This is a genomic window from Paenarthrobacter aromaticivorans, assembly GCF_019038615.1.
Classification (GTDB): Bacteria; Actinomycetota; Actinomycetes; order Actinomycetales; family Micrococcaceae; genus Arthrobacter; species Arthrobacter aromaticivorans.
In genome coordinates this window covers 577,340-589,965 of sequence record NZ_JAHOPC010000002.1, presented here as the reverse complement: position 1 = coordinate 589,965, position 12,626 = coordinate 577,340, and the positions used below count along the sequence as shown (strand labels likewise).

General features: G+C 62.2%; 12 protein-coding genes. 7 read left to right on the top strand and 5 right to left on the bottom strand.

Going from position 1 to position 12,626, the window contains the following annotated elements; genetic code table 11:
- Positions 1 to 12: 12 nt before the first annotated feature.
- A complete protein-coding gene (locus KSW38_RS06250; RefSeq protein ID WP_254186176.1) occupies positions 13 to 861 on the bottom strand; it encodes a dihydrodipicolinate synthase family protein in 849 nt (282 codons plus the stop codon).
- A 307-nt stretch (positions 862 to 1,168) separates the two neighbouring features.
- Here KSW38_RS06250 and KSW38_RS06245 point away from each other — a divergent pair, with 307 nt between their 5' ends.
- The 5 genes from KSW38_RS06245 to KSW38_RS06225 all read left to right on the top strand — a co-directional run bounded on the left by KSW38_RS06245 (position 1,169) and on the right by KSW38_RS06225 (position 7,288).
- Entirely contained in the window at positions 1,169 to 1,570 is a 402-nt protein-coding gene (locus KSW38_RS06245; protein ID WP_216923719.1) for a hypothetical protein, read from the top strand.
- 67 nt (positions 1,571 to 1,637) lie between these two features.
- Positions 1,638 to 2,603 (top strand): alpha/beta hydrolase, encoded by a 966-nt coding sequence (locus KSW38_RS06240; RefSeq protein ID WP_216923718.1) that lies wholly within the window; start codon positions 1,638 to 1,640, stop codon positions 2,601 to 2,603.
- A 111-nt stretch (positions 2,604 to 2,714) separates the two neighbouring features.
- The gene (locus KSW38_RS06235) at positions 2,715 to 3,896 is read left to right on the top strand and encodes an FAD-dependent monooxygenase (protein ID WP_216923717.1); all 1,182 of its coding nucleotides are present in this window, start codon (positions 2,715 to 2,717) and stop codon (positions 3,894 to 3,896) included.
- A 149-nt stretch (positions 3,897 to 4,045) separates the two neighbouring features.
- Positions 4,046 to 6,445 (top strand): phosphoenolpyruvate synthase, encoded by a 2,400-nt coding sequence (gene ppsA / locus KSW38_RS06230; protein ID WP_216923716.1) that lies wholly within the window; start codon positions 4,046 to 4,048, stop codon positions 6,443 to 6,445.
- Positions 6,446 to 7,288 carry a pyruvate, water dikinase regulatory protein gene (locus tag KSW38_RS06225; RefSeq protein ID WP_216923715.1) on the top strand — a complete coding sequence of 281 codons (843 nt, stop codon included), beginning with the start codon at positions 6,446 to 6,448 and terminating at the stop codon, positions 7,286 to 7,288.
- A 31-nt stretch (positions 7,289 to 7,319) separates the two neighbouring features.
- Here KSW38_RS06225 and KSW38_RS06220 read toward each other — a convergent pair whose 3' ends face one another.
- Positions 7,320 to 7,883, bottom strand: a complete 564-nt coding sequence (locus KSW38_RS06220; RefSeq protein WP_216923714.1) for a TetR/AcrR family transcriptional regulator — start codon at positions 7,881 to 7,883, stop codon at positions 7,320 to 7,322.
- A 94-nt stretch (positions 7,884 to 7,977) separates the two neighbouring features.
- Between KSW38_RS06220 and KSW38_RS06215 the strand changes: the two genes are divergently transcribed.
- Entirely contained in the window at positions 7,978 to 8,811 is an 834-nt protein-coding gene (locus tag KSW38_RS06215; protein ID WP_216923713.1) for an alpha/beta fold hydrolase, read from the top strand.
- Positions 8,812 to 9,011: 200 nt separating this feature from the next.
- On the opposite strand, the gene KSW38_RS06210 is transcribed toward KSW38_RS06215, so the two are convergent.
- Complete coding sequence (locus KSW38_RS06210) at positions 9,012 to 10,052, bottom strand: AAA family ATPase (RefSeq protein ID WP_216923712.1); 1,041 nt, start codon at positions 10,050 to 10,052, stop codon at positions 9,012 to 9,014.
- 157 nt (positions 10,053 to 10,209) lie between these two features.
- Between KSW38_RS06210 and KSW38_RS06205 the strand changes: the two genes are divergently transcribed.
- Positions 10,210 to 11,397: an FAD-dependent monooxygenase gene (locus KSW38_RS06205; protein ID WP_216923711.1), complete on the top strand. Its 1,188-nt coding sequence runs from the start codon at positions 10,210 to 10,212 to the stop codon at positions 11,395 to 11,397.
- Here KSW38_RS06205 and KSW38_RS06200 read toward each other — a convergent pair.
- A complete protein-coding gene (locus KSW38_RS06200; protein WP_216923710.1) occupies positions 11,370 to 11,525 on the bottom strand; it encodes a hypothetical protein in 156 nt (51 codons plus the stop codon). The genes KSW38_RS06205 and KSW38_RS06200 overlap by 28 nt on opposite strands.
- 15 nt (positions 11,526 to 11,540) lie before the next feature.
- Positions 11,541 to 12,581 (bottom strand): LLM class flavin-dependent oxidoreductase, encoded by a 1,041-nt coding sequence (locus KSW38_RS06195; protein ID WP_216923709.1) that lies wholly within the window; start codon positions 12,579 to 12,581, stop codon positions 11,541 to 11,543.
- Positions 12,582 to 12,626 lie beyond the last annotated feature (45 nt).

Genomic DNA, 12,626 nt, shown 5'->3' with positions numbered 1-12,626 from the left:
CGTTTCGCGCAGTCACGCTTGGTTGAATCCATAGAATCGGCTATGGGCATCGAAGGCCGCCGACCACGGGATGGTCGGCGGCCGAACGCCTGCATGCTCGATGACGCCCTGGCGGCGCCAGTGCTCTTTCCTGATCGCAATGCTCGGCCCCTGCTGCGTTTCCAGGTTGATCAGGCCGGAGATTCCGGCGATAAGGCTCGAAGCTCCGCGCTCATCGCCTGATTGCCATTGGTGTATGGCCTGCGCCAGCACTTCTGGACGGCTAATCCCCGCCGCCATGCCGGTGGCGCCTGCTCGCAGGTCATCAACGAGGCCGATGCCCCCGAACCCGCCAACGAGGCGACAATTGACCCTGGACGCCAGGTGCCGGATCCGCTCGAAAGTTGGCTCCGCTTCACATTTAATGGCCTGCACAAATTCCAGACCGTCAACCGCCTTGATGAGTGCGGCGGTCTCAATTCGTACACCCGTGGCCTTTGGCAGGTCCTGGATGATGAGGGGCAGGCCGCTCGCAGCATGCACCGCTCGGAGGTTCTCCCTGAAGGTGTGGTCGTCGCTATGTGACACCGGGACCATGATCGCCGAAATCCTGCCTTCGAGAGTGTCCGTAAATTCCCGGGCCTCCTCCACTGCTGCCGTGCGGTCCAGACTCATTACCGTGGCCACCACAGGCGCGGAACCGGCTTCCTCGGAGACGGCGGCAAGCACCTCGATCTTCTCCGTCGCAGACAGGCTTGCCGGTTCGGCAAGTACACCCAGGCAAACCAGCGATGTGCACCCCCGATCCAACAGTGTCCGAGCCAGTGTGCGAAGGGATGATTCATCCACGGCACCCCCGGGAAGAAAGGGTGTGGCAACCATTCCCCACAGTTGCATCGAAGGTTCAGTTTCCGCGGGCGTACGAGGGGCTGGGATCGGGAACGAGCTCATGGAGGACCATCCAATGGGAGTAGTAGAGAGGGTGACAAGTACCTGCCTGATGAGTTCGCAGGTCGCTGCCCCCTGTGAAGGGTGAACTTTCGGGATCATCTTGACGAACAGCGGTGAACGTGCCATATTCATCACATCAGATCGGATCCAATTCTACACATTTACATCCAATCTTTGACGTTAGAGGCGCATCAGACTTGGATCCCTCGTCAGGGAGCGGATAAATCCAGGGAGAATCATGACCCAGGCTACTTTTCCTCCTACCCCCGGTGACAGGCTCATTTTCGAGAACGACCGCGTACGTGTGTGGTCCATGACCATCCCCGCCAACGGGATGTTTGACTACCACCAGCACTTTCATGACCACGTGATTCTTTGGCCGGAAGCCGGACACGTCCAGGGCCAGGAACTTGGCGACGATGACTGGTCCTTGGAGCAGGTTGCTCAGCCGGGATATGTCGCATTCAAGACAGTGGGCTCCTCCGGGCCGCTTGTTCCCCATCGCGTTCGGAGCCTCGACGATCACCCAACAACCCACTACATAGTGGAGCTCATCAGCGAAAAGTCACCCAGTGAAACCGACCTTCCGACAGTCTCGAACGACTTGGGCAACGTCACCGATCTACGCAAAAGATACTGACTCTCCAAGACAGGGAAGTCCTTGGAAGCCGCGTCCCGGTTCGTACAGTAATTAGAAGGAAAGCAGGATGCTCCCCAACGACACTTCACCGGTTGATGTAACCGATGAACACGTATCAACACTCATGCCGGCGTTCGATTACGATCAGCTGGCTCCGGCTGCGTTGCTCACGCCAAGTCCGCAGCATCTGCTCGACCAAACGGTCAGCTACATGAACGTTCAGTACGCTACTCCGCTGGGCTGGCGGCCGTTGCTGTTGGACGTTCACCTTCCCGCACACGGCAACGGTCCATACCCCGCAGTCATCTATGTACACGGAGGAAGTTTCCTGGGGGGCATCAAGGCAATGGGGCCTTGGTTGTCCCTGCCCGCAGCCGGGATAGCGGTCGTCTCAGTCTCCTACCGATTGTCCGGTGAAGCCCGGTTCCCTGAACCGATCGAGGACATACGCGCAGCTGTCCGCTGGACCCGGTTCAACGCAGAAAAGTTCAACCTCGACCCCGACTCCTTGGCTCTGTGGGGAAGCTCGGCAGGCGCATATTTGGCATCGATGGTGGCGGTTACAGGCGATTCTGCCCTTGGCCGGACTACAGGAGCATCGATTTCCGCAACGGCACGGGTTGCTGGCGTAGTCAACCACTACGGGATCTCCGACTTCCTGGCACTGCGGGAGGATGCGTTCGAGAACGATGAGTCGGAGATGGACGCACTGGCCCGGATCGTGAGGCAGTTCCTTGGTTTCGACCCCGCAACCGATCGGGAGCGGGCCGCGCTGACCAGTCCGGCACTGCTGGCTGCAGGCCACGGGACCACTCCCCCGTTCCTTTTCATGCACGGGGACAAAGATCACCGGGTGGGTTTCGGACAGAGCCTACGCTTCCACCGTAGTCTTCTGGGGCTCGGGCGCTCGTCAACACTCATTACTGTTGCTGGTGCTGACCACGGGGACAGCGTGTTCGCGGAAGCCGAAGCGGTGGGCCAAGCGATCACGTTCTTGCGCATGTGTTGGGCAAACCACAGTTCGAACGACTAGTTCGGGCACATTGGAATCCGATCCTGAAGACCAACTACGACAGAGCTCATGCCCAGTCACATGCCATTTCCACCAGCGAACCACTGTTCCAGTAGACCCTGAGAGGCACTGATGCCGAACCTTACAAACTCCTCCCGCATTGAACCGACGCGCACGCAAAGCTCCAAACGTACGGCACTTGTCGTGGGCGCAAGCATGGCCGGACTTTCAGCTGCTGCGCAGCTTACGGATATCGGCTATCTGGTTACCGTGGTCGAGAGGGCGCCTCAACTGCGCCTTGTCGGCACGCCCATCGATGTCAGGGGTGAAGCTCTCGCCGTAGCGGACAAGATGGGCATTCTCGACGCCATCCGGAGGAACAAAGTCTCCAGTGATGAGCGCCCGGTGTTTACAACTTTTGTAGATGCCAGTGGACATGCCGTGGCTGAGCTGCCGCTGGAAATGGCGAACGACTCCCCGGACGACGTCGAGATCTCACGGGAAGCCCTTATCAACATCCTCCACGCGAGGATTGGGAGCGACACAAAGTTCGTCTACCGCGACTGGCCAGTGGCTCTGAGCCAGACTGGGCAAGGTGTAGAAGTTGGCTTCGCTGGCGGCTCTTCGGCAAACTTCGACATAGTCGTCGGCGCAGACGGTATTCATTCGTCTGTTCGAAAGTTGGTTCACGGACCCGAACACCTTTACCGCAAACACCTCGGCGTCTACTACGCGATTGTTGACCTACCGAGCGGCGCTCTGGGCATCGTCAACGAAAGCCGGACGTATAACTGTCCCGGCAGCATGGTAGGCATCAACGACTACGGCGATCGTGCCTATGGCGTGTTCGCATTCCGCGCTCCTGAAACCGAGTACGACTACCGCGACATGGCTGCACAACGGGACTTGTTGACCCGAGCCTTCCGGAATGAAGCCGGATGGCACATTCCCTTCCTTTTGGACGCAGTACGCGATGCTCCGGACATCTATTTCGACTCAGTGAGCCAAGTCCGCATGTCCGGCTGGTCACAGGGCCGGATCGTTCTGGTCGGCGATGCCGCACATGCCGCTTCTTTGTTCTCGGGGAGGGGAACCTCCCTGGCCATGCTGGGAGCCTCAATCCTTGCCGAGGAGCTCGACGCCTCAAATCACGAGCCGTCCGTCGCGTTCACACGGTATGAGTCCCGTCTGCTGCCCGTAGTCAGGAAGGCACAGGAGGGTGTCATCGAGGCCCGAGACTTCATGGTTCCTGAAAGCCAGAACAAGATCAACGAACGCAACAGCCGGTTTCCGCTGAAGTCCTTGCGTCACTGACTGGTCATTGGATGGACAGTGACTTTCCGTTACACCTGATGAATGTTGCACCCATCACATTTGTTTGCATCTGGTACCTGCGCACTAGATCCTTGCATGACCTAGTTTTTTAGCGCTTGTCAGAGCGTGCCCAATGGAGGACACAATTTATGACTAACGTTCTTTGGTTTTCTGAGCTTGGCTTGTCCGACCTTGACCAGGTTGGCGGCAAAAATGCATCACTCGGGGAAATGGTCCGGAATCTCGCCTCTGCCGGGGTGAAGGTTCCGGACGGTTTCGCCACCACCGCAGACGCTTACCGGCGTTTCCTGAGTGAGTCCGGCTTGGACGCCCGTATTGAAACCATCCTTGACGGCTTGGACAGCGGCGATGTGACTGCTTTGGCCACGGTTGGCCAGGAGATCCGGGACCTGATCCGTGTCACGCCGTTCCCGGCCGGTTTCGAGGAGGAAATCCGGACCGCGTATCAGCGCCTGACCGAGGAGCATGGCGGGGATGTGTCGTGGGCCGTACGTTCCAGTGCCACGGCCGAGGACCTGCCGGATGCTTCTTTCGCCGGGCAGCAGGAGACGTTCCTGAACATCCGCGGGATCGAGAACATCCTGCACGCGATCAAGGATGTCTTTGCGTCGCTCTACAACGACCGGGCGATCGCGTACCGGGTGCATCACGGCTTCACGCATTCGGAAGTGGCGCTTTCGGCTGGCGTGCAGCGGATGGTGCGTTCCGACGTCGGCGCATCCGGGGTGATGTTCACCATGGATACCGAGACCGGCTTCAACGATGCGGTCTTCATAACGTCCTCGTACGGCCTCGGCGAGGCAGTGGTCCAGGGAGCCGTGAACCCTGATGAGTTCTATGTCCACAAGCCGGCCCTGGCTGCCGGGCGCCCTGGCGTGCTCAAGCGTGGCCTTGGGGACAAGGCCATCCAGATGATCTACACCGAATCCGAAGAGGTTGGCCGGACGGTTGACTTCGTCCCCGTCCCGAAGGACCTCAGGAACCGGTTCAGCCTGACTGATGCAGAGGTTGAGCAGCTCGCCCGCCACGCGCTGGCCATCGAGGCCCATTATGGCCGGCCGATGGACATTGAGTGGGGCAAAGACGGTGTGGACGGAGAGCTCTACATCCTGCAAGCCCGCCCTGAAACGGTCGAGTCCCGCAAAGTTGCGGGGACCACTTCCCGGTACACCTTGGCGGAGCGATCGACTGTCCTGGTGGAGGGCCGCGCGATCGGTCAGCGGATCGGCGCCGGGCAGGTACGGGTCCTGTCCTCCATTGACCAGATGGCATCCTTCCAGGAGGGCGATGTCCTTGTGGCGAACATGACGGACCCGGACTGGGAACCGATCATGAAGAAGGCCGCCGCGATCGTCACGGACCGCGGCGGACGGACCTGCCACGCAGCGATCATCGCGCGCGAGCTGGGCATCCCGGCCGTTGTCGGTACGGGCTACGCTTCCCAGATCCTCAAAGACGGCACCCCCGTCACAGTGTCCTGCGCAGAGGGTGAAGCCGGGCTCGTGTACGAGGGGCTGCTGGAGTACACGCTCCAGGAGACCAGCCTGGAGACCATGCCGGAAGCTCCAGTGAAGATCATGATGAACGTGGGCACCCCGGAACAGGCGTTCAGTTTCGCCAAGCTTCCGAACCATGGTGTCGGGTTGGCACGGCTGGAGTTCATCATCAACCGGCAGATCGGCGTCCATCCCAACGCCCTGCTGGCAGTGGCCGGCGAGATTGAGCGCCCGGCAACCTTGGATGATTACACCGTGCGGCAAATCCAGGAGAAAACCGCCGCCTATGATGGGCCCCGGGATTACTACGTCCGGCGGTTGGCCGAGGGCATCTCTACCATCGCGGCTGCCTTCGCGCCTGAACCGGTGATCATCCGGCTTTCGGACTTCAAGTCCAACGAGTACGCCAACCTCCTGGGTGGTCCGGCGTTCGAACCGGAGGAAGAGAACCCAATGATTGGGTACCGTGGCGCCTCCCGGTACCTCTCGGCATCCTTCCGGCAGGCCTTTGAACTCGAATGTGAAGCACTGAAGTATGTTCGCAACGAGATGGGACTGAGCAACATCAAGCTTATGGTCCCCTTCGTGCGGACCCTGGACGAGGCCCGCGGCGTCATCGATTTGCTTGCAGAGAACGGGCTGCGCCGGGGCGAGGACGGGCTGGAGATCGTGATGATGTGCGAGCTCCCAGCCAATGCGCTCCTCGCGGATGAGTTCCTCGAGTACTTCGACGGGTTCTCGATCGGCTCCAACGACCTGACCCAGCTGACGCTGGGCCTGGACCGTGACTCCGCCTTGGTTGCTGAAGGCTTTGATGAACGCAACCCGGCCGTTACCAAGCTACTGGAGATGGCGATCGCCGCTTGCCGCGCCAAGGGCCGATACGTCGGCATCTGTGGCCAAGGCCCGAGTGATCACCCGGACTTTGCCGAATGGCTGCTGGCACAGGGCATCAGCTCGATCTCACTGAACCCCGACGCGGTGACCGAGACGTGGCTGCGACTGGCCCGTACCACCAGCGCCGCCGTCTAAATGGCAGAACACCACATCGTGGGGGCGGGCGCTTCGCCCGCCCCCACGGTCTTCTTCCTCTCCGACAGCACCGGGATTACCGCCGAAACCCTTGGCAATACCCTGCTCACACAGTTCCCCGGCCAGCGATTGGAACGGCGCACCATCCCGTTCATCACCACTGTGGAACAAGCCCGCGACGTCGTCGCGCTTATCGACCACGTCGCGGCTGCCGGTCCTCAACCGATCATCTTCTCCACGACCGTCGGACAGGATATCCGTGCTGTCCTGTCCCAAAGCCGCGGGCAGTTCTTCGACCTATTCGGTGCGCACATCGGCCAACTCGAGCAAGCCCTGGGCACGGCCGCCAATGGCAAGCCCGGTCAGGCGCACGGTGTGGGCGATGCGGTGCGCTACCAATCGCGCATGGCCGCCGTCGAATACGCCATCGAGCACGACGACGGCCAATCGCTCCGCGCGCTCGAACGCGCCGAACTGATCCTGATCGCCCCATCCCGCTGCGGGAAAACTCCCACAACTATGTACTTGGCACTGCAGCACGGCATCCTCGCCGCCAACTTCCCCCTGGTCGAAGAAGACTTCGACACGATGACCCTGCCCAAACCTCTGCTTCCCTTCGCGAGCAAATGCTTCGGTCTCACGTCCCAGCCCGTCCGGCTCAGCCAGATCCGCCAGGAACGGCGCCCCGGCAGCAACTACGCATCACTGAACCAATGCAGCTTCGAACTGCGCAACGCCGAAGACATGTACAGGGCAAACAACATCCCCTACGTGAACTCCGCATCCATGTCAGTGGAAGAAATATCCGCCACCGTCCTGCAACGGATGGAGTTGCACCACTAGACGCCCTGAGCGGTCTGATGCCCCCGCCGGTCTATTTCGTGTTCAGGGCCGCGTCGATCAGCACTTCTGCGGCTTGCCGCGCCTGAGTGGCAGCGTTCGGGGTACCTGCGATGGCAGCTGTTGTTTGCGCCCCCTCGGCAAGGATTGCCAGTTGCGGCGCGAGATATCCAGGCGCTCCAGCCCCGGCAGCGAGGGAGGCGACGTATTCCTGGAACGATTCCTTGTGCTTGCGCGCATACTCAGCCACCTCGGGACTGATCGCGCCGAGCTCGGCGAAACTGTTGATGAACCCACACCCCCGGAACGTGGACTGACAGAACCACTGCCCGAGGTAGTCGAAGATGGCGAGCAGTTGCTCACGCGGCGTCGGAGCGCGGCGGACTGTCGCATCCAGGCCTTCGGTCCATGATTGATGGCGTCGCTCGAGGACGGCCATGACGATGCTCCCCTTCGACGGAAACTCCTGGTAGAGCTTCTTGAGGGAAACACCGGCAGCCGTGCGCAGTTCATCCATTCCCACCGCTTGGATTCCCTTCGCGTTGTAGAGCTCATCGGCTGTGGCGACGATCCGGTTCCGGGCATCGGAGATATCCATGCGTACATTCTACTTGCACCGAGAACGATCGTTCTATACGATGTAACAACAACGAGAGAACGACCGTTCTCCTCTTCGAGAAAAGGATCAGTCCATGGGCTTCATCAAGGTCGGCACAGAGAACAGCACTGACATCGAGCTCTACTACGAGGACCACGGCGCAGGCCAGCCCGTTGTCTTGATTCACGGATATCCCCTCGATGGAGGATCCTGGGAAAAGCAAGCAGCGGCCCTGCTGAAAGCCGGGTACCGGGTCATCACTTACGACCGCCGCGGTTTCGGCAAGTCCAGCAAACCCACCACCGGTTACGACTACGACACCTTCGCCGCTGACCTCAACGCCGTCCTGGAAACCTTGGACCTGCAGGACGCCGTCCTGGTCGGTTTCTCCATGGGCACCGGCGAAGTCGGGCGCTACATCGGTACCTACGGCGAAGCCCGCCTCGCCAAGGCAGTCTTCCTCGCCTCCCTGGAACCCTTCCTCCTCCAAACCGACGACAACCCTACGGGAGTTCCATCCTCGGTCTTCGACGGTATCCGCAACGCCGCCATCGAGGACCGCTACGCCTGGTTCACCAACTTCTACAACGATTTCTTCAACACCGACAACTTCCTCGGAAACCGCCTCAGCGAGGAAGCCCTGCGCAACGCGTGGAACGTCGCCGCCGGCTCCTCCTGGTACGCATCTTTCGCCGTGGTGGATTCATGGCTCACGGACTTCCGCGCGGACATCGACAGGGTCACCGTTCCCTCCCTGATCGTTCACGGCACCGACGACCGCATCCTGCCGATCGACTCCACGGGCCGCGAGTTCATCAAGCGTCTCCCTTCCGCGGAGTACGTTGAGATCGAGGACGCCCCGCACGGCATGCTCTGGACGCACGGCACCGAAATCAACGAGGTCCTCCTGCGCTTCCTGGCCAAGTAGCCCGCCAAAGCGACTAGAAAGCACGACGGCGGCAGGTCACCCAAGGTTCCACGGAACCGCGGGGACCTGCCGCCGCTCATCAGGGTGGGGTTCATCGCCGGCAGGCTGGATGCGTTGGGCATTAATCGGTTCGGCCACGAACACGCGGAAGCATTGCCAGCGCGGCGGGGCATCCAGCCCGCCTGCCACCTAAGATCCGGTCAGACGAGCCAGCGCCACCATCGCGACTGCTCCGGTGCCGGCGTCGGTTCCGTCTCCGGCTCCGGCTCCTCGCCCAAGGCCAGCGCGGCCTCTGCGATGTCGTCCGCGGTGAGCGTCATGACGGCCTCACGATCGAGCGCGTCGAGACTTTGTTCCTCGTCGCGCGACAGCCGCAGCGCCTGGCGGTTGAGCGCCTGCTCGAACAGTGTGCGGGCGAAGCGTGCGTTGCCGGAGTCCTCGCCCGCGTGGAGCCCGGTGAGAATACGACGCAGCATCTGGTCCGCGCCCGGCTCCAGCGTGTACTCGTGCTGGGCCAGCATCTGGTGGAAGATCGTCTGGAGTGCATCGACGGAGTAGTCCGGGAACGTGATCTCCCGGGCGAACCGGGAGCGCAGACCGGGGTTGGAGAGCAAGAAGGATTCCATCAGCCGCGGGTACCCCGCCACAATCACGACCAAGCGGTGGCGGTGGTCCTCCATCCGCTTGAGCAGGACCTCGATCGCCTCCGGGCCGAAGTCCATCCGGCCGTCCTCCGGGGCCAGCGCGTAGGCCTCGTCGATGAACAGGACACCGTCCAGCGCACGCCGGATCACCCGGTCCGTCTTGATCGCGGTCGCCCCGACGTACTGCCCCACCAGACCCGAACGGTCGACCTCGACCAAGTGTCCTTTCTGCAGCAGACCGACCGCGCGATACATCTCCGCCAGAAGCCGCGCCACCGTCGTCTTGCCCGTACCCGGGTTTCCCAGGAACACCAGATGCTGAGACGTAGCCACCTCGGGCAGGCCATGCGCCTTACGGCGGGCCTGGACCTGCAGTAGCGCGACCAGAGCCCGCACCTGTTCCTTCACGGTCTCCAGTCCAACCAACGAGTCGAGCTCGGCCTGCACCTCGGACAGCGGCCGTGCCGGCCCAGGCTTCGCACCGATGAGATCACCCACGAGGTCGTCGACACGCTCCGAACCGGACAGCTTGAGCTGATTGGCCAGATGGCCAATGGTTTCGCGCAGTTCATCGAGCGGATTGCGGCTGGCAGCCATACATCCACTGTAGTACCGGATTCAAGGCCGGGTGGCCTCCGCTGTCTTGACGAGCCTCAAGGAGAGGCTCAAGAATGAGGCAACGGCGCGCCGATGCTGGCGCTTTCCGTTCCGTTGACGGTTCCTCGGGGGCCGAGCCGACGAAGTGGGGTAAGACGTGAAGGCCATAATCGTCGGAGCGGGCATCGCCGGCCTCGTCGCAGCCCGTCAACTGGGTTTGGCTGGCTGGGACGTCGAGGTGCTTGAGAAATCCCCCGCACCGCGTCCTGACGGGTACATGATGGATTTCTTCGGTCCCGGGGTTGAGGCATCAGAACGAATCGGTCTCTACCCGCGTTTGGCCGCCGTCGCTTACCACGTGAAAGCGGTGGAGTACGTCAATGCCGATCTGCGCCCGACCGCCAGCCTCGACTATGACCAGTTCGCCAGGATCGCCGGTGAGAAGGTACTGAGCTTGCTGCGCCCTGATATGGAGCGTGCCGCCTTCGCCGCCCTTGAGGACGTCCCGACGGGCCGGATCCGGGTCCGTTACGGCGCGCAGCTTTCCGGCGCTTGGGCGGACGACGACGGCGCGAGTGTGGCCGTCGGTTCTTCCGCGGAGGCGCTGCCCACCGCAGATCTCCTCATCGGTGCGGATGGCGTCCACTCCGGGGTGCGCGCGAACGTGTTCGGTCTCGAGGAGAACTATCTGCATTCCTTAGGTATGCGCGCTGCTGCGTTCATAGTGACGGACCCTGGGCTGAACTCCCGCTTCCGAAACCGCTTCGTGCTCACCGACACCTTGGACCGCATGGCAGGGCTCTACAGCCTGCGCACCGACCAAGTGGCTGCCTTCCTCGTCTACCGTGACACCGATGGAGGCACGAGGGAAAGACAGCCCCACGGTACCCGGGAGCGGCTCCGCAGTGAGTTCTCCGGTCTGGGCGACGCCGTAGACAGGCTGCTGGAACTGTGCCCTGAACACCCTTACGACGACGTCGTGGCGCAGGTCGTCATGCCCGCTTGGCACAGGGGAAGGGCCGTTCTGATCGGGGACGCCTGCGGAGCGGTCTCGCTCCTGGCCGGCCAAGGCGGCTCCCTCGCCATCGCTGGCTCGGCGCTTCTCGGGGATCTCGTCGGGCCTGTGGACTCCGCGGCCGGGATTGGTCCAGCGCTGGCTGAATTCGAGCGGCGCTGGCGGCCGGTAGTCGAGGCAGCGCAGGCCGCGGGACGGCGCGCGGCGTCGTCGTTTCTTCCCGCGAACAGACTCCAGCGTGTCCTGCGCCGCTGGATCATACGCGCGACCCACCTTCCCGGCATCGATAGGCTTGTGGCTCGTCAGATCGTGGGCAGGATCGCGAAGTAGGCGGCTACCGCGCCAAGCTCGGCCTCGGCGTCAGCTATGCGTTTGCACCCGACTACGCCCGGCCCCACCACAGGACAGTACAGGCTCGGCAACGTCCCCCACACCACTGTTTCGTCCAGACTGATCAAAGCTGAACTTGCTTTTCACGCAGCCGTCGCGACCCCGAGTTCCCGGTTGACCGCGGGCATGATCTCGGTGGCGAGGAGCTCGATGGACCGGGCCGTCTCCGCGAACGGCAGCCCGCCCAACCCGACCTGGGCCGCGTACCGTGTGGTCCCCAAGGACTCATGGATGGCGAGCAACTTCTCCACTACCTGCGGCGGGCTCCCAACGAGCAGCCCGCCGCCGGGTCCGGACCAGTCGTCGAAGGTGGAACGCGGGAAGTGGTCCACCGCGCGGGGCATGTTCTGCTCGAAGTAGGCGCGGTAGTACGGGTAGAAGGTATCGCGCGCCTGCTGCGACGTCTGGGCTGCGTAGAAATGCCCACCGGCACCCACCGGCAGCGCCGCGGCGTCGTGCCCGGCTTCGGTAGCGGTATTCCGGTAGAGTTCCACAAGGCGGCGGAATCTCTCGGGCCCGGACAACAAAGCGACGAACAGCGGCAGGCCGAGCCGCCCGGCCCGGGCGAAGCTTGCCGGCGTGCCGCCCACGCCCACCCAGACCGGGAGTTTTTCCTGCAACGGACGCGGGGCGATGTCCATGCCGGGGATGGTTTGGGTCAGGGTTCCCTGCCAGCTGAGGTTGGCGTTGTCCCGCAGCTCAAGCAACAGCCGAAGCTTTTCCTCGAACAGGGCGTCGTAGTCCACGGTGTCGTAGCCGAACAATGGGTAGGACTCGATGAACGCGCCCCGCCCGGCGATGATTTCGGCGCGACCGCCGGACAAAAGGTCCAGGGTAGCGAACTGCTCGAAAAGCCGCACTGGATCTTGCGTTGACAGCACGGTCACGGCGGTGCTCAGGCGGAGGTTGGTGGTTTCCCGGGCAATGGCGGCGAGCACGATCTCGGGCGCCGATAAGGCAAAGTCGTGGCGGTGGTGCTCGCCCAGGCCGAGAAAGCTGATGCCCGCCTGGTCCGCCAGCCTTGCCAGCTCGATGATTTCTGCAAGCCGCTGGTGTGGCGACAACGCCCTGCCGGTTGTTTCATTGCGCGATAGCTCACCGAAGGTAAAGATGCCGAAGTCCATAGTGGTTGAACATTCAAGTTTATTGTTCTATTCCGCCGCACCCTT

Excerpts from the sequence above, each read along its gene's own strand:
- KSW38_RS06250 (WP_254186176.1), bottom strand. The coding sequence starts at position 861 with ATGGTTGCCACACCCTTTCTTCCCGGGGGTGCCGTGGATGAATCATCC.
- KSW38_RS06245 (WP_216923719.1), top strand. The coding sequence starts at position 1,169 with ATGACCCAGGCTACTTTTCCTCCTACCCCCGGTGACAGGCTCATTTTC.
- KSW38_RS06240 (WP_216923718.1), top strand. The coding sequence starts at position 1,638 with ATGCTCCCCAACGACACTTCACCGGTTGATGTAACCGATGAACACGTA.
- KSW38_RS06235 (WP_216923717.1), top strand. The coding sequence starts at position 2,715 with ATGCCGAACCTTACAAACTCCTCCCGCATTGAACCGACGCGCACGCAA.
- ppsA (WP_216923716.1), top strand. The coding sequence starts at position 4,046 with ATGACTAACGTTCTTTGGTTTTCTGAGCTTGGCTTGTCCGACCTTGAC.
- KSW38_RS06225 (WP_216923715.1), top strand. The coding sequence starts at position 6,446 with ATGGCAGAACACCACATCGTGGGGGCGGGCGCTTCGCCCGCCCCCACG.
- KSW38_RS06220 (WP_216923714.1), bottom strand. The coding sequence starts at position 7,883 with ATGGATATCTCCGATGCCCGGAACCGGATCGTCGCCACAGCCGATGAG.
- KSW38_RS06215 (WP_216923713.1), top strand. The coding sequence starts at position 7,978 with ATGGGCTTCATCAAGGTCGGCACAGAGAACAGCACTGACATCGAGCTC.
- KSW38_RS06210 (WP_216923712.1), bottom strand. The coding sequence starts at position 10,052 with ATGGCTGCCAGCCGCAATCCGCTCGATGAACTGCGCGAAACCATTGGC.
- KSW38_RS06195 (WP_216923709.1), bottom strand. The coding sequence starts at position 12,581 with ATGGACTTCGGCATCTTTACCTTCGGTGAGCTATCGCGCAATGAAACA.